This is a genomic window from Streptomyces spectabilis, from assembly GCF_008704795.1.
Taxonomy (GTDB): Bacteria; Actinomycetota; Actinomycetes; order Streptomycetales; family Streptomycetaceae; genus Streptomyces; species Streptomyces spectabilis.
Genome location: NZ_CP023690.1, coordinates 204,875 through 220,874 on the forward strand (window position 1 = coordinate 204,875; position 16,000 = coordinate 220,874).

Genomic DNA, 16,000 nt, shown 5'->3' on the forward strand with positions numbered 1-16,000 from the left:
GTGCCCGGCAGCCCAGCGGCCGGCATCTGTCTGCATCGTCGTGCACCTGCGCAAGGAGTTCACGCCATGTCCGCGGCATGTCGCTCCCTTCGCGGGATACGAGACCTCCCCCAAGATCAACACGCCCCTGCGGGCGGCGCTCGACGAAGGTGTCCAAGCGGGTGATCGTGGCCCCACGGCCCGCAGCGCCAGGCGGTCGGAGCCCTGCCGCCATCAGCCCGTTCCAGCCCCCACCAAAGATCGTTTTGCTACAGCGACATTGCAGGTCCTGCCGCAACATTGCGGCCTCGTGGCGAAACCCGCTGAAAGCTGGCGTAGTCACCCACCGCACAACAAGCTGGCGTGCGCCCCCTTCATGGCACCTCGATCCGCACGCCCAGAGAAAGCTCCACCGCACATGTACTCAACCTGTCTCCCCGGCGCCGATCCGGCGCGTCCCGCGCGTGTGGTGAGGGGGCGGTCCGCACCATGCGCTATGTGATGCGCAAGGCGGGCGGCTGGATCCTGATGATCGTGGTCGCTACCAACGCCACTTACTTCCTTGCCAGTTGGTTCCTCGACCCACGATCGAACTTCAAGGAGCTGCGCCCCGCCCCCAGCCAGGAGCAGATCTCCCGGGCCCTCGCCCCGTACAACCTCGACCCCGGCACGCCGCTGGTGGAGCGGTGGTGGCACTGGCTCACGTCGGTGGCCCTCGACTTCGACTGGGGTACGTCACCCACCGGTGTCCCGGTCAACGGCGAGGTGGGCTACCGCGCCCTGGTCAGCGCCGAGTTGGTGATCACGGCGACCGTCCTGTCCGTCGTCATCGGCGTCGCGCTTGCCGTATACACCGCCGCTCGCCAGTACGGTGCGGCCGACCGGATCTCACAGGCCATTTCCATCGCGGTGTTCAACATCCCGGCGTCCGTGGCCGCCCTCGCCGTCGTCTTCGTCGCCATCTGGCTCAACCAGCACGCGGGGCTCGACTTCCTCTACGTCGCCGGGGAGAACTCACCCGACGTCGAGGGACTGCTGCCGACGATCGGCGACCGCCTCCTGCACCTGCTCCTGCCGACGCTCACTCTGACGCTGATGGGCTACGTGGGCTACCACCTGACGCAGCGTTCGCTGCTGCTCGACACGGTCAACGCCGATTTCGTACGTACGGCGCAGGCCACCGGCCTCACCCGCGGCCAGGCCGTCCGCAGGCACGCACTGCGGGCCTCGCTGATCCCGACGGCGGCCTCCGTGGCGTTCAGCGTGCCCGCCGTCTTCACCGGAGCCGTCATCACCGAGACGATCTTCGGCTGGAACGGCATGGGCCGCTATTTCATCCAGACCATCAGCAAGAACGACGTACACGGAGCGGTCGCGACGGCCGCGTTCGCCGCGGTGCTCACCGCGGTCGGTGCGATCCTCGCGGACATCGCCACGGTCTTCCTCGACCCGAGGGTGCGGGTGAGCTGACATGACGGCAACGCTCCACACCGTCGGGGCGCGTCGCGACCTCGGCCGCGGTCGGCTCTATCTGCGCCGCTTCCTGCGCAACCGCCTCGCCGTCGCCGGCGTCGTGATCTTCGCGCTGCTCGTGCTCTTCAGCGTCTTCGGCGGCCTGTTCACCTCCTACGCCCACACCGACGCCGACTTCACCTCCCTCACCCAGCCGCCGAGCGACCTGCACTGGTTCGGCACCAACCAGGGCGGCAACGACATCTACGCCTGCGCGGTGCACGGACTGCGGCGCTCGTTGGTGATCGCCGTGAGCGTGTCCGTCCTGACGATTCTTGTCGCCGCGGTCATCGGTTCGAGCGCCGCGTACTTCGGCGGGCGTGTGGAGCGGCTGACGCTCGGCTTCATCCACTTCCTGCTGATCGTGCCCTCGTTCCTCGTCCTCGCCCTGGTGTCCAACCACCTGGCCGGTGACTGGCGCGTCCTCATCCTCGTCCTCACCGTCTTCGGCTGGATGTCCACTGCCCGGGTCATCTGGTCCGTCTCGACCTCGCTGCGCGAGCGGGACTATGTGACGGCGGCGGAGTTCATGGGTGTGAGCCCGGCACGCATCATCCTGCGCCACATCATTCCCAACCTCGGCTCCCTGCTCATCGTCAACCTGACGCTCGGCGTCGTGTCGACCGTGCTCAGCGAGACCGCGCTGTCGTTCCTGGGCTTCGGCGTCCAGACGCCGGACGTCTCCCTCGGCACGATGCTCGCCGACGGGGCGACCACCGTCACCAGCGCCCCCTGGCTGTTCGCCTTTCCCGCGGGCCTCGTCGTGCTGCTCACCGTGTCGATGACCTTCATCGGCGACGGGTTGCGCGACGCCCTCGACCCCACCTCTGTGACCGGCGCGGCGGGAGGCCGACGATGACCCTCACCACTCCCCTGCGCGACGGGGTCTCCGCCGCCGGTGCCGCTCCCGTGCTCTCCGTTCGGGACCTGCGGGTCTCCTTCCCCTCCGAGACGGGGCGCGTCGAAGCGGTACGCGGCGTCAGCTTCGATGTGCTGCCCGGCCGGACCCTCGGCATCGTCGGCGAGTCCGGCTCGGGCAAGTCGGCCACCGCGATGGGCGTCATGGGCCTGCTGCCACCCACCGCGGACCTGCGCGGCCAGGTCCTGCTCGGCGGTCAGGACCTGATCGGCCTCGACGACCGAGCCCTGTCGCGGGTACGCGGCGACTCCATCGGCATGGTCTTCCAGGACCCCTTGTCCGCGCTCACCCCCATCTTCTCCGTGGGCAGACTGCTCTCCGACGCACTGCGGGTCCACCAGGACCTGTCCAAGAAGGCCGCCTGGGAGCAGGCCGTCGAACTGCTCGACCTCGTCGGCATCCCCGACCCCCGCAGACGGGCCTCGGCCTTCCCGCACGAGTTCTCCGGCGGCATGCGCCAGCGCGTGGTCATCGCCCTGGCGATCGCCAACCGGCCGAGCGTCCTCGTGGCCGACGAACCCACCACGGCGCTCGACGTGACCGTGCAGGCGCAGATCCTCGACGTCCTGCGGCTCGCGCAGAAGGAAACCGGCGCCGGGCTCGTCCTGATCACCCACGGCCTCGGCGTCGTGGCCGGCCACGCGGACGACGTCGCCGTCATGTACGCGGGCCGCTTCGTGGAGAAGACGGACGTGCACGCGCTGTTCCGCCGGCCGACGATGCCGTACACCGCACGCCTCCTGGCCGCGGTGCCGACCGTGGACGGCGGGGCCCGCCGGCCCCTCGTACCCATCGGCGGAGAGCCGCCCGCCCTCTCGGGCCTGCCGGACGGCTGCCCCTTCGCGAACCGCTGCGCCGTCGCGCTCGACGCGTGCCGCTCCGACGAACCGGAGCTGCGCCATGTCACCGGCCACGGAGACGTGGCCTGCCTGCGCGCCGCCGAGATGGCCGAGGGCACCCTTGACCCCACCGGGGGTGTCGCCCCCGTCGACCAGCGGGTGGACACGGAGCGCGCCGCCGGGAGCGGTGACGTGGTGCTGCGCGTCGAGGACCTCGTCAAGACGTTTCCCGTCACCAAGGGCGCGTTCATCAAGCGCCGGGTCGGCACGCTGCACGCGGTCAACCAGGTCAGCTTCGAGCTGCGTACCGGGGAGACGCTGGGCCTGGTCGGCGAGTCGGGCAGCGGCAAGACGACCACGCTGATGGAGATCCTGCGGCTCAAACGGCCCGAGGGCGGTCGCATCGAGATCGCGGGAAGGGAGGTCGGGGCCAAGTCGGGCGTCCATGCCGGTACCGCGGTCGACACTCCCGCCACCCGCTCCGGCGGGCACGTGCGCACCCTGCGGCACGACGTGCAGATCGTCATGCAGGACCCGCTGGGCGCCCTGGACCCGCGCCTGCCCGTCCACCAGCTGCTCGCCGAACCCCTGCGGGCCGTCGGCAGCGACCGCGCCGCGATCCGCTCCCGCGTCCACGAACTGCTGACGCTCGTCGGCCTCGACGCCTCGGTGAGCGACCGCTTCCCCGCCGCGCTCTCGGGAGGCCAGCGCCAGCGCGTCGGCATCGCCCGCGCCCTGGCCACGGGCCCGAAACTGCTCGCCCTCGACGAGCCGCTCTCCGCCCTGGACGTATCGGTACAGGCCGGTGTCATCAACCTCCTGACCCGGCTCAAGCGCGAGCTGGGACTCGCCTACCTCATGGTCGCGCACGACCTCGCCGTGGTCCGTCACGTCTGCGACCGCGTCGCGGTGATGTACCTGGGCCACATCGTCGAGACCGGCGATACGGAGACCCTCTTCTCCGACCCCAAGCACCCCTACACCCAGGCGCTCCTCTCGGCGGTCCCCGTACCTGACCCGCAGCGCGAACGCGCTCGCGAACGCATCGTCCTGAAGGGCGAACAGCCGAGCGCCACGGACCTGCCGCGCGGCTGCGTGTTCATCGACCGCTGCCCCCTGTACCGCCTCGCCGGCGACGACGTCCGGGAGCGCTGCCGCACGGAGCGCCCCGCGCCCAGGCCGGTGCCGGGGCAGCCGGGCCACGAGTACGCCTGCCACGCCGCGTAACCGGCGCCCCTGTTCGGCCCCTTCTGCCGGCCGAGCATCCACTCCCACCTCACGTCACACCATCAACTCAAGGACCCTCTCTCATGCGTGCAAGACTGGCCCTGCCCATCGCTCTGACAGCCGCCATCTCCGTCGCCGCCACCGCGTGTCAGTCCTCGTCCGAGGCCGGCGCCGGCCCGGACGCGAAGACCCCGACCTCCGCCTCGGGAGCCGCTGACTACAACCCGACGCCGTACGACAAGCTCAAGGACGGCGGGACGTACACGACGGCGGGGACCTTCGACGACCAGGGCAACCCGTTCAACGTCAACTCCACGCTGACGGCCACCCGGGTGTGGAGCTGGTACAACGCGAACGCGATCACCTTCTCGCCGACCGGTGAAGTGCAGTACAACCCGGACTACTTCAGCGATGTGAAGGTGTCCGTCAAGGGCGGCACCCAGAAGGTCACGCTCACCCTCAACAAGAAGGCCGCCTTCAACGACGGCACACCGATCGACTGGACCGCGATCAAGGCCACGTGGAAGGCCAACAACGGCTCCGACAAGGCCTACGCGGCCTCGACCACGGAGGGCTACGACCAGATCACCAGCGTCACGCGCGGCAAGGACGACAAGCAGGCCGTCGTCACCTTCCAGGGCGTCTACGCCTCCTGGCCCAGCCTCTTCTCCACGTTCCTGCACCCGAAGGCCGCGAAGGTCGACAACTTCAACAAGGCGTACGTGAAGAAGGCACACCCCGAGTGGGGCGCGGGCCCGTACACCGTCGGCAAGTGGGACACCCACTCGGGCGACATCACCTTCGTCCGCAACGCGAAGTGGTGGGGCAAGAGGGGCAAGCTCGACAAGCGCGTGTATGTGAACCTGGAGTCGACGGCCGCCCTCAACGCCTTCAAGAACGGCCAGCTCGACTACGTCACCCCCGGCGACGCCGAGAGCCTGAAGCAGCTGAAGGGGCTGAAGGGCACCGAGATCCGCAGCGGCGGCAGCCCGTTCGAGTACTCGCTCCGCTTCAACACCAAGTCGCCGGTCCTCGGGGACAAGGCGGTGCGCAAGGCGATCCAGGAGAGCATCGACCGCACGCAGATCGCGAAGATCCAGTTCCAGGGCCTGGACTACAAGGAGCCGCTGCCCGGCTCTGCCTTGTTCTACAGCTTCCAGAAGAGTTACAAGGACAACGTATCGGCCGTGTTGAAGTACGGCCCCGAGCAGGCGAAGAAGGAACTCGACGCGGCGGGCTGGAAGCCCGGGAGCGACGGGATCCGGGAGAAGGACGGCGAGAAGCTGGAGATCGGCTACACGCTTCTGGGCGACGATCCGCTGGGCAAGGCCACCGCCGGCGCCCTCACCGCGATGCTGAAGCCGGTCGGCGTACGCCTCACCATCAAGAAGGCCGCCGACACGGACTTCGCCAGCGTCCTCAACGAGCGGAAGTTCGATCTGATCCTCTCGGGCAACCGCTCCATGGATCCCTTCGGGGCCCGCGCTCTGTGCGAGTTCTACTGCTCGGACCGCGAATCCAACCTCACCGGGGCCGGGTCCCCCGCCCTGGACAAGGAGATCCGCGCCACGGCGGACATCCCCGACCTGGATCAGCAGGCGGCAGCGGCGAACAAGGTCGAGCGGAAGGCCCTGCGGAACTACGCCCTGCTCCCGCTCTTCAGCGGCCCGTCGACGTACAGCGTCAAGAAAGGCCTGGCGAACGTGGGCGCGACCATGTTCTACAGCCCGCTGCCGGAGACGGTGGGCTGGGAGAAGTAGCGCTCCGCGGCGGCCGGGGAACGCCACGGTGGCGTTGTGAACGGCCCGGGCGGCGGCCCGTCCCGCGAGGAAGGCGCAGCTCCTCCTCACGCGGCGGGCCGCCGCGGCCCGGGCATCGGGCGCCTGCCTGGGTGGCTCTCTTCACCTGCTCAGACGTGGCCATAGATCGCCCTTTAGAGGCCTTTAGAGGCTCACGGCAAACGGCTCCGGCCGAGCGTTCCCCGTTGCCGCCGAAGCAGCCTACTTGCATTTTTCCTGAAATGACCAAGTCGCGGCCGCCGGGGAGGGAAAGGCGCCGCGCGGGCGGTCACTCGGCGGGGAGCCAGCCCTGTTGGACCGCCCGGACGCCCGCTGCGAAGCGGCTCGCCGCGCCGAGGCGTTCCATGAGGTCGGCCGTGATGCGGCGGGCCGTGCGTGAGGAGACGCCGAGGCGCTTGCCCACGGCCTCGTCGGTGAAGCCGTTCGCCAGGAGCCGCAGCACTTCGGCCTCCTGCGCGGCGAGGCCACTGGCGTCGGCGCCGGGCCCCGCGGCGAGGGGGCTCGCGGTGGCCCAGACGGCCTCGAAGAGGGCCACTCCGGCGGCCACGAACCCTTCGCCCCGGGTCACGATCGCTCCGGCCCGGGCGTCCGACATCCGCACCGGGAGCACAGCCAGGCGGCGGTCGAACACGATCATCCGGATGGGCAGTCCCGCCGCGGTGCGCACCTCCGCGCCCTGCGCGTGCAGCCAGCCGATGTGGTCCAGCGTGGGCTGGTGCTTCAGGCCGCTCTCCACGTAGACGGTGCGCACCCGCACGCCGCGGCCGAGCAGGGCCGCGTTGGGTTCCCTGCTGGCGGCCAGGTCCTCCGCGGAGTGCGCCCCGCCCGGCGCGAAGGTCATGATTTCTTGCACGGTCTCGGACGCCAGCGCGGCAAGCCGTTGCTGGATTTCCCTCGCGTCGTGCAGCCGCTCGAATTCAGGGTCGTCCACGGCGGGAATGAGATCGGAGCATTCGGCGATCAGCCGCGTCGCCGCCACCCGGGATTCTTCCAGTTTCTGCTGGGCGGCGGCCAGTTCCGCCTTTCGCCGGGCCAGGATCATTCCCATGGCCACCTGGGGGCTCAGCGCCCTGAAGCCCTCCCCGTCCCCCTGGGTGAGGGCGAGGGCGCTCAGAGTGCACAAGGCCGTCTCCACCTCGGCTTCTTCGGCGCCGATCAGTGCAGCGAGACCGGCGATCGGCTCTCCCGGATGGGCCACCATGGCCCTGTACAGAGATTCCGCGAGAGGATCCATCCCCAAGGTGTTCAGCATGTCGGGCCTTTCAAGTTCACTGCAGGCGCCCCCGCGCGCTGTTATCGCGCCTCGCCCCGTTTTTGATCTTGTGGGGGACCCAAGCATTGAAGTTGATCACCAGACCGGCGTCAACGCGTCACGAATCGGCTTCACGACGCGTTAAAAATGCCGACACACTGAACCCCGGCCGCGGGGGCTACCGCGTCACGATCTGGACCAAATGATCCCTGAACTGGCGCAGCGTCGGATGGTTCGTGAGCGCCGTGAGCGGGATGCGCTGCCCGAAGTCCCGGCCCAGTTGCAGGATGAGCTGGCTGGCCGCGATGGAGGTGCCGCCCAGCTCGAAGAAGGTGTAGTCCTCCAGTTCCTCGTCCTGCTGGAGGACGGCCATCCAGCGGGCGGTCACGGTCTGTGCGACATCGGGGAGGGCGGGCGAAGGGACAGCGGTCACGGTGGCTCCAGGGGCGGTCTGGGTGGGGTCGGGAGGGAGAGGGGCGCAGCAGGAAGAGGGGTGCGGCAGGGAAAGGGAAGCTCGGCTTCAGCCGAAGGCCAGGTCCTCGGAGATCTTTCGTGCCGCGTTGAGGCCGCTGGCCGCCGCCCCCGTCCACGCGAAGTACGGCGAAGAGGGGTTGCTCTTTCCCGTGTTGTAGACGCGGGGGTGCGAGGTCTGGCCGAACAGGGTGGTCCGCGGGAACCCGTGCGGGTTCAACTCAAGTCCCAGTGCGAGCGGCAAGGTCTGGTTGGGCCGCTGGATCGCGGTGTCGAGGACCACGGCACCCGCGGTGACCTCCTGGCCCGCGTCGGTGACGAGCAACAGCTCACCGGTCGGCAGCCGGTCGGCGGTGCGCACCGTGCCGACGATCAGTTCCCCGCCGACCGCCGTCAGGCGCTCGGCGAGCGGGTGGCCCGCGGCGGCCGGGTCGGACACCACGGCGGTGAGCCGGCCCGCGTACTGGCGGCAGAGCAGGGCGTGTTGGAGGGTCTCCTCCCCGGTGCCCACGGCCACGAAGTCGGCACCGTCGTGTTCGAGGGTGTGGCAGTAGGGGCAGTCGAAGACCGTTTTGCCCCACTGGCCTTCGGGGAGCCACGGGGGCAGTTCGGTGACGGGGCCGGTGGCGAGCAGCAGCCGTCCGGCCGTGTGCGACCCGGAGGCCTTGGTGTCGACGGTCACCGACTCCTGCGTGGCACGGGCGGCGACGGCTTCGTCCCAGACGAACTCGACGCCGTACGCGGCCGCGTCGGCCTCCATCTTGCGGTACAGCTCCGCGGGCGAGGTGCCGTGCGCGTAGGGGATGTTGTTGACCCGGTCGGCGGGTGAGTTCCGCCGGTCCTTGCGCGACACGACGAGGACGCGCCGCTTCTGCCGTCCGAGCATGACCGCGGCGGAGAGTCCGGCGGCTCCGGCGCCCGCCACGAGCACGTCGTACGGGGCGTCCTGATGGGGCATGGCTTCCTCCAGAAGGGTAGGGGTCGGGGCGGGTCAGGGCTGCGGCGCGGGGGCCCGTTCGAAGAGCCGGGCGAGCGACTTGCGGTCGACCTTCCCGGTCGGGCCCACGGGCAGCGCCGTCGCCGCGTGGATCTTGCCCGGCAGCATGTACTCAGGCAGTTCGTCGGCGAGGAGCCGCAGGATGTCCCTGCCGCTCTCGGGCGCGGCCATGCGCAAGGCAAGGGCGAGGGCCGGGTCCCGGGGGTCGCCACAGGTCACCGCGACGGCCTCGTCCACGCCCGGCAGGCGCCTCGCGGCCTGCTCCACCTCGCCCAGCTCGACGCGGAAGCCGCGCACCTTGACCTGCGAGTCGAGCCGCCCGAGGAACTCCACCCAGCCGGCCTCGGTCCACCGGGCCCGGTCGCCGGTGCGGTACATCCGCTCGTCCGCCCCGGCCGCCCACGGGTCGGGCAGGAAGCGGGCCTCGGTCAGGGCCGGGTCGTTGACGTAGCCCGCGGTGACGCAGTCCCCCGCGATGAACAGCTCGCCCGCCTCGCCCACGTGGCAGGGGGTCAGGTCGGGCCCGAGTACGTAGTAGCGGGAGTTCTGCATGGGGTGGCCGTAGGGGATGCTGCTCCAGGCGGGGTCGACGCGGTCCACGACGAAGTCGTTCGACCAGACGCACGCCTCCGTGGCGCCGCCGAGCGCCACGAGCACGGCGCCGGGGAACTCGCGCTTCAGCGCCGGTGCCGTGTCGAGGGGCACCCAGTCACCGCTCAGGAAGACGCGGCGCAGCTTGCCGCGGTCGCCCCGGTCGGACTCCGCGGCGAAGAGCAGGACCAGCGTGAACGCGGCCGGAGCGGAGTTCCACAGGGTCACGCCGTGGTCGAGGAGCGCGTCGCTGACGGCGTACGGGTCGGCGAGTTCGGCGGCGGGGAGCAGGAGCAGGCTGCCGCCGGCGGCGGGCACCCCGAAGACGTCGTACACGGAGAGGTCGAAACTGAACGCGGCGACCTGGAGGAGCACGTCGTGGGGCCCCACGCCGTTGCGGCGGTTGAACCAGTCGACCAGGTTCACCACGCTGCGGTGGCGCACCGCGACGCCCTTGGGGTCGCCGGTCGAGCCCGAAGTGAAGATGACGTACGCGAGGTCGTCCGCCGCGGGCGGGGTGAGCGCTGCCGGGCCCCGCGGGAGGTGGTGGGCGCTCCAGATGCGCTCGCCCTCCTCGCCGTCGGCGGGGCGGGTCAGCCACCGCGCGGACGGGGCCGGGGAGCCGTCGGCCGCGGCGGACAGGAGCAGGAGCGAGGTGACGTCCCCGGCCTGCCCGGTGATCTCGTACGCCTCGTCCCGGAGGGAGTCGGACGCGATGAGGTGTCGCACGCCGAGCGAGCGGACGATCCGCGCGACGCGGGCCGCCGGCCAGCGGGGGTCGAGCGGCACGTAGTGGGCGCCCGCGCGGACCACGGCGTGGAGGGCGAGGACCGTCTCCGGGAGGTGGTCCATGAGCACCGCGACGGGGGTGCGGGGCTCGACCCCGGTGCCGTGCAGGGCCACGGCCAACTCAACGCTTTCCAGGGCGAGTTGCCCGTGGGTGAGGGCGGTGCCCGCGGTGGTGCGGACGGCCGGGAGGTCGCGGTGGGCGGCGGCCGCGCGGTCCAGCAGGTCCACCAGGGTCTCGTGGCGCGGATAGCCGCGGGCGGTGTCGTTCCACTCGGTCACGGCAGGGGGGTGTGGGGGCGGCCAGTTGCTCATGGGTCCTCCTTCGCTCCGCTTCCCGGGCACGGCGGGTCAGCGGGCGGGTCGCGAGGCCAGGACGAAGAGGTTGTTGCCGCGTCCCACCGCGTCGGCGGTGCCGAGCAGGCCCCGCTCCAGGGCGAACACCTCGTCGAAGGCGGCGCGGTCGCCGAGGAGTTCGGCGAGCGACCGGGTCGAACCGCTGATCTGGGTCTCCTGGTAGCCGGGGTAGAGCAGCACGGGGAAGCCGGTGGTGAGGTCGACCCGCAGGCCCGCGTCCTCGTTCATGGCCCGCAGCTGCTCGGGGGTGAACAGGTGCATGTCCGGCATGGTGTCGGTGAAGCGCCCCCGTCCTTCGAGGTTGCGCCCGGCCTCGGCGGTCTGCCCGAGGGTGAGGTTGAACCACGCGGCGTGCCAGCGGCTCGGGACGAAGGACACCAGAAGCCCGCCCGGGTTGAGCAGACCGGCGAGCTGCTTGATGACGTCGGTCGGGGAGTCCACGAAGCCGAGGACGTTGTGGAAGTTGAAGATGAGGTCGAAGCCCTCCCCGGCCAGCTCCTCGCCCACGCGGCCCAGGTCGCCCTCCCGGCAGGCCAGGCGGTCGGCGTAGCCGTACCGCTCGGCCTTGGCGCGCGCGTGGCCGAACATGGCGGGCGTGAGGTCGTACAGCACGCCGGTGGCGTCGGGGCGGGCCGTGGCGAAGCGGTGGGACCAGCGTCCGGTGCCGCCGCCCGCGTCGAGGAAGCGGAAGTCCTCGGGCAGCCGGGGCAGGACGTACTCCGTGAGCGCGGACCACAGCAGCTCGTCGGAGAGCACCCAGTACGGCTGGGCGTCGACGTCGTCGTAGGCGTCGGCCTTTCCGTTGAAGTACGAGCGGATCTCGTCCAGGGTCGCGACAGGGCCGTCAGTCATCAGTACACAGCTTTCGATCTCGGAGGGGGGCGGGTGAAGGGCCCGGGACGGGGCTGTTCAGGCTCCGGGGGCCGGTGGGGCGGTGACGGGCGGGCGCAGTAGGAGCCGCGTGCCCGACAGGACGCAGTCGGCTCCCAGGGGCAGGGTCGCCATCGGGTCGGTGTGCCCGCATTCGATGTTGGCGAGGACCGGGTAGTCGTAGTCGCGGACGGCGCGCAGCACGACCTCGTGCACCCTGCGGTCCTCCTCCTCGGAGGACAGCCGCAGCCGACCGATGGCCAGTCCGCCGAGCCGCGCGAGCAGGCCCGCGTTGCGCAGCTGGGTCAGGTCGCGGTCGGCGTCGGCCACGCCGTAGCCGCCGTCCGGCACGTCGAGCACGAGTACGTGTCCCCGGTAGTCGGGCTGCCAGGGGGTGCCCAGGAGCTGGAGCGCGCTGGGCAGGCATCCGGCGAGCAGCGGTCCGCCGCCCGTGCCCGGCCGCAGGAGGAGGCGCGGCGGCGCCGGCCGGCGCTCGCGGGGCCGCGTCTCCTCGGCCCCCCAGTCCAGGTACTCCTCGACCATGTCGCCGGAGGCGGGCACCGGGCCCGCCGGGCCGGCGCCGTCGCCCATCACCACGCGGCGGAAGTGCTCCACCGTGTACGGGTCGGGGGCGGGGTACTCGCCGAACTGGGGCAGCAGCGCGGGTCCGTAGAAGCTGCTGAGGCCCGCCGCGTACAGCGCGTGGTTGAGGACGGTGATGTCCGAGTACCCGATCAGTGGTTTCGGGTCCGCCCGCAGGGCGTCGAGGTCGAGCAGCGGCAGCACCTGGGCCGCGTGGTCGCCGCCGATCGCGCAGATCACGCCCCGGATCGCGGGGTCGGTGAACGCCGCCGTCAGGTCGGCCGCGCGGTCCTCGGCGGTCGCCGAACGCCAGTCCAGGCTTTCGCGTGCGTGCGGCATCACGACGGGGACGAGCCCGGTGGCCGTCCGCAGCGCGGTCAGCGCGCGTTCGAAGCGGCGGGGGAAGAGGCCGGCGCCACCCCAGGAGGGGCTCACCACGGCGACGCGGTCCCCCGGCCGCAGCGGCAAAGGCGTCAGGAGGGGGCCCGTCACGGTGCGATGGCCACGCCGTTGAGGCGCGGGGCGAGTTGCAGTTCGCGGATGTCCCAGCGGTTGAGGACCCACAGGAGCCAGCGCTCCACGCCGAGGCCGAAGCCGGCGGTGCGCATGGGGCGGGCGTCCTTCATGTCGACGTACCACTGGTAGTCGGCCTCCGCGACGCCGTGCTGGGCCAGTGCGGTGCGCACCTGCTCACCTGTGGTGTGCCGTTCGCCGGCGCCGACCACCTCGCCGACGCCGAACAGCAGGTCGGCGCTGAGCGAGGTGCGCCGGTCGGGGTCGCCGTAGCCCTGGTAGAAGGGCACCGAGAGGTGATCGAAGTGGGTGACCCACAGGACCGGGCTGACCTCGGCCATCAGGCGTCGCTCGCCGTGCCGCGTCAACGTGCGCCAGCCGTCGGCCACTTCGACCGCGAGGGGGTCGGGGCCGAGGTGGCGGATCGCCTCGTCGAGGGTCATGCGGGGGAAGGTGGTGAGATCCGTCATGTGGGCCAGGTGGCCGGTGCCGCCGGCCTGGGCGGCGACCTCGTCGCCGAGTGCGTCCAGGACGGCCCGGGCCAGGGTCCTCAGATAGTCCTCGACGACCGCGACGACGTCGTCCAGGCCGCCCTCGATCTCGGCCTCGCTGTGGAAGAACTGGTTGAGGTGCGTCTCGTCCGCGTCCTCGCCCCGGAAGCTCGGCATGAGGTACCAGGCGCCGCGCGGGTTGAAGCGGCAGCCGTACTCCAGCATGAACTGCATGGAGTCGGCCAGGTAGGTGTGCTGGCCGAAGAGGTCGACGGCCACCGGCGACGAGTCGCTCCCCAGACCCATCGGGCTGGACACGCTGCCGGTGGTGATGGGCAGGTGGAGCGCCTTCACCTGCCGCTGGTGCCAGAAGGACGCGGTGCGGACGGTCAGCAGGTCCTGGAGGTCGATGAGGGTGCGGTAGAACGGGTCGTCCATGATCTTGATGAATCTGTCCGTCGCGGGACGCCATCCACCGTGCGAGAACTTCTCCATGACGGGCACGGGTTTGTCTCCTGACTCTCTTCTCGAATGCCGATGCGCGCATGCCCAGGGGGCGGTGTTCCGGTCAGCTGCCCCACGTCACGTCGGCGGCGGCCGCCGTCACAATGGTCCGGGAAGTGAGTTCGCCGGATTCGGCGGTGGACGCCGCGAACAGGAGGGCGGCGAGCGCAGTGCAGGCGCACGCGGCGAGGGCGGTCTGAATTCTCTTCACGACAGGCATGTGTCAATTCCCGTTCAGGTCAGGGGATCGAGAGCGGCGAAGACTCCCTGGAATTCCCGGGACGTCTTCCTGCCCGCCCCACTGTGCCCGCACCAAGGCATCGGGAAAAGGTTTTTCCGTCGGACTGATTCGGTCGTGACCTGATGCGTCCACGCCTTGTGCGCGGCACTAGCCCGGCGGCTCGCCCGATTCCTCGAAGAGCTTCTCGAAATAGGCCCTCGGCATGGCGACGGCGCACGAGAGCAGGGCGAATCCGCGGAAGGCCGGGTAGCGGGACAGGGCGCGCAGGCAGACGCGTTCGGCGGAACTCTCGGCGAGTTCCAGGGACGGAGCGAGGAGGAAAATGCCGAAGACGGGCCCACCCCGCACCTCGGGGTGGGCCACGACGAACTCCACGCCGTCCCGGGGCTGGGCACACCGGCGCACCAGCGCCGCCGCGTCCGATGGCAGACCGGTGTCCCGGGCCGGCCCCAGGCGGGCGTGGACGAGGTACATACGGCGGGGCCCCGGTTCAGGGGGTCAGTCGGTGCAGGTCGCGCGGGAAGAGCGTGGTGCGGCGGATGTTGTCCGCGCCGGTCAGGCGGGCGGTCCAGCGTTCGAGGCCGAGGGCGAAGCCACCGTGCGGGGGCATGCCGTGGCGGAAGGCGGCCAGATAGCCGGCGTACGGCTCGGGCGACTCGCCGCGCCGCTGAAGGGCGTCGAGGTAGTCCTCGTAACGGTGCAGCCGCTGTCCGCCGGTGACGAGTTCGAGGCCGCGGAAGAGCAGGTCGAAGCTGTTCGAGTACTCCTCGCGCCCCGGCTCGGGGTGGGTGTAGAAGGGCCGCTTGGCCATCGGGTAGCCGGTCACGAACAGGAACTCGCTGCCGTGCTCGCGCAGCGCCCACGCGGACAGGAAGCGTTCGTGCGCGGGCGCGAGGTCGGGTTCGCCACGCGGGTCCTTGTCGGTGTGCCGCGCGATCAGCTCCTGGGCGTCGGCGAAGTGGATCTCCGGTATGCGCTCCGGCACGCGCGGGACGTCGACGTCGAGCAGGGCGCACTCCTCGGCGGCGCGCCGCGTGACCGAATCGGCCATCGCGGCGAGGACGTCCCGAAGGACCGCCATGACCTCGCGGTGGTCGCTGACGAAGCCCAGTTCCACGTCGAGGGATGTGTACTGGGCGAGGTGGCGCGCGGTGTCGTGGGGTTCGGCGCGGAAGACCGGCCCGGTCTCGTAGACCCGCTCGAACACGCCGACCATGGCCTGCTTGAAGAACTGCGGGGACTGGGCCAGGTAGGCGTCGCTCCCGAACCAGTCGATGGCGAAGACGTTGGCGCCCGACTCCGTGGCGGATGCCACCACCTTCGGCGTGTGGATCTCGGTGAAGCCGCGGGTGTCGAGGGCCGAACGGAAGCCCGCGACCGAGGCGGCGGCGATGGCGTGCGGGGCGCGCAGGCGCGGGTGGCGAAGGGCCACCGGGGCGTGGTCCAGGACGGTCGGCAAGGTGGCGGGCACCGCGGGCCGGTAGAGGTCGAAGGGCGGGGCCGCGGCGGGCCCCGACAGGGCGGTGACCTCGGGGGAGGTCACTTCGCAGCCGCCGGGTGCCTGCGGGTTCTCGGTCACGGTGCCGCGGACCCGCAGGACCGTCTCCTCGGTGAGGCCGTCGGCCCCGGCCATGGCGGACGGGTCGGTGAGCACCACCTGGGAGAGTCCGGAGCGGTCCCGCAGGACCAGGAAGACCACGGATTTCAGGGCGCGCTTGCGGTGCAGCCAGCCCTCGAGGACCACGTCATGTCCGGCGTGCCGGGAGAGGTCCGCGGCGAGGACACGGCCCGGGACGGGGCCCGTCGTCTGCTGGGAGATCATCATCAACCCCTGGTGAGTGAATGCTGATCCCTTGGGAGTGTGGGCGATAAGGGAACTCGCGGTGCCACCACACTTTCGCCGACACCAAAAAGGAATCGGCCTCGATGGGCCCGATAACGGGGGCCGTCCGGCGAGGCATTGGGTGGAAACACCTTTTCTCCCCGCGCTCGGGAGGGTCTTCGCCGCCCGGGGGTGAGTCCGCCTTCTCAGCTGCCGGCGGCTCTCTCGCTCTCACCCTTGTCCGGTGA

The 16,000-nt window shown here is 70.8% G+C and carries 14 protein-coding genes; 4 read left to right on the forward strand and 10 right to left on the reverse strand.

The features are described 5' to 3' along the window. Nucleotides 1–468: 468 nt before the first annotated feature. From CP982_RS00855 to CP982_RS00870, 4 genes are all read left to right on the forward strand, one after another. Complete coding sequence (locus CP982_RS00855) at nt 469–1,449, forward strand: ABC transporter permease (protein ID WP_150508672.1); 981 nt, start codon at nt 469–471, stop codon at nt 1,447–1,449. A 1-nt stretch (nt 1,450) separates the two neighbouring features. Then, entirely contained in the window at nt 1,451–2,350 is a 900-nt protein-coding gene (locus CP982_RS00860; RefSeq protein WP_150508673.1) for an ABC transporter permease, read from the forward strand. After that, on the forward strand, nt 2,347–4,476 hold the full coding sequence (locus tag CP982_RS00865; RefSeq protein WP_150508674.1) for a dipeptide ABC transporter ATP-binding protein: 2,130 nt from the start codon (nt 2,347–2,349) through the stop codon (nt 4,474–4,476). Before CP982_RS00860 ends, CP982_RS00865 begins: the two co-directional genes overlap by 4 nt. Before the next feature lie 83 nt (nt 4,477–4,559). Further along, nucleotides 4,560–6,236: an ABC transporter family substrate-binding protein gene (locus CP982_RS00870; protein WP_184925821.1), complete on the forward strand. Its 1,677-nt coding sequence runs from the start codon at nt 4,560–4,562 to the stop codon at nt 6,234–6,236. 307 nt (nt 6,237–6,543) lie between these two features. Here CP982_RS00870 and CP982_RS00875 read toward each other — a convergent pair whose 3' ends face one another. The 10 genes from CP982_RS00875 to aspS all read right to left on the reverse strand — a co-directional run bounded on the left by CP982_RS00875 (nt 6,544) and on the right by aspS (nt 15,752). Then, on the reverse strand, nt 6,544–7,410 hold the full coding sequence (locus tag CP982_RS00875; protein WP_245004344.1) for a helix-turn-helix transcriptional regulator: 867 nt from the start codon (nt 7,408–7,410) through the stop codon (nt 6,544–6,546). 295 nt (nt 7,411–7,705) lie between these two features. Next, on the reverse strand, nt 7,706–7,960 hold the full coding sequence (locus CP982_RS00880) for an acyl carrier protein (protein ID WP_150508676.1): 255 nt from the start codon (nt 7,958–7,960) through the stop codon (nt 7,706–7,708). An 87-nt stretch (nt 7,961–8,047) separates the two neighbouring features. Then, complete coding sequence (locus tag CP982_RS00885) at nt 8,048–8,956, reverse strand: NAD(P)/FAD-dependent oxidoreductase (RefSeq protein WP_150508677.1); 909 nt, start codon at nt 8,954–8,956, stop codon at nt 8,048–8,050. A gap of 33 nt (nt 8,957–8,989) precedes the next feature. Continuing rightward, entirely contained in the window at nt 8,990–10,687 is a 1,698-nt protein-coding gene (locus tag CP982_RS00890; RefSeq protein ID WP_150508678.1) for an amino acid adenylation domain-containing protein, read from the reverse strand. Between the two features lie 36 nt (nt 10,688–10,723). Next, a complete protein-coding gene (locus CP982_RS00895; RefSeq protein ID WP_150508679.1) occupies nt 10,724–11,581 on the reverse strand; it encodes a class I SAM-dependent methyltransferase in 858 nt (285 codons plus the stop codon). A gap of 57 nt (nt 11,582–11,638) precedes the next feature. Beyond that, nucleotides 11,639–12,673, reverse strand: a complete 1,035-nt coding sequence (locus tag CP982_RS00900; protein ID WP_170316307.1) for a S66 family peptidase — start codon at nt 12,671–12,673, stop codon at nt 11,639–11,641. Continuing rightward, nucleotides 12,670–13,680 (reverse strand): amino acid--tRNA ligase-related protein, encoded by a 1,011-nt coding sequence (locus CP982_RS00905; RefSeq protein ID WP_229879418.1) that lies wholly within the window; start codon nt 13,678–13,680, stop codon nt 12,670–12,672. Before CP982_RS00905 ends, CP982_RS00900 begins: the two co-directional genes overlap by 4 nt. Before the next feature lie 73 nt (nt 13,681–13,753). Then, nucleotides 13,754–13,909: a hypothetical protein gene (locus CP982_RS41455; protein WP_170316308.1), complete on the reverse strand. Its 156-nt coding sequence runs from the start codon at nt 13,907–13,909 to the stop codon at nt 13,754–13,756. A gap of 168 nt (nt 13,910–14,077) precedes the next feature. Continuing rightward, nucleotides 14,078–14,404, reverse strand: coding sequence for a hypothetical protein (locus CP982_RS00910; protein WP_150508681.1), 327 nt, complete (start codon nt 14,402–14,404; stop codon nt 14,078–14,080). Between the two features lie 16 nt (nt 14,405–14,420). Then, entirely contained in the window at nt 14,421–15,752 is a 1,332-nt protein-coding gene (aspS, locus tag CP982_RS00915) for an aspartate--tRNA(Asn) ligase (RefSeq protein ID WP_150515239.1), read from the reverse strand. Between the last annotated feature and the right edge of the window lie 248 nt (nt 15,753–16,000).